This is a genomic window from Pseudoalteromonas sp. bablab_jr011 (genome assembly GCF_016464045.1).
In the GTDB taxonomy this organism is placed as follows: Bacteria; Pseudomonadota; Gammaproteobacteria; order Enterobacterales; family Alteromonadaceae; genus Pseudoalteromonas; species Pseudoalteromonas lipolytica.
Genome location: NZ_JACDWU010000131.1, coordinates 1 through 321 on the forward strand (window position 1 = coordinate 1; position 321 = coordinate 321).

General features: G+C 43.6%; 1 pseudogene. It reads left to right on the forward strand.

Annotated elements, in window-relative coordinates:
• Positions 1 to 55: 55 nt before the first annotated feature.
• A pseudogene (locus tag JIG41_RS05470) lies at positions 56 to 321 on the forward strand (reverse transcriptase N-terminal domain-containing protein); the annotation flags it as partial.

Consider the following 321-nt stretch of genomic DNA (forward strand, 5'->3'; position numbering starts at 1 on the left):
GACTGGTCTTCCGTTGCAAGAGAATTTGAAGAACTTTATTCAAGGAGAAACGCAAATGATGATTTCAAAAGAGATTAGTGCCTCCCCTGACAGTGCTCAATGGCAATCCATAAATTGGAAAACTGTTGAGTCGCACGTTTTTAAAGCTTCAGATGCGTATTGCAAAAGCAACAAGAGAAGGTAAACACGGCAAAGCGAAAGCGTTGCAGTGGATACTGACTCACTCGCATTCGGCAAAACTTCTTGCTGTTAAGCGAGTATCACAAAACAAAGGCAGTAAAACGCCCGGAATAGACGGCGTCATCTGGAATACGGATACGC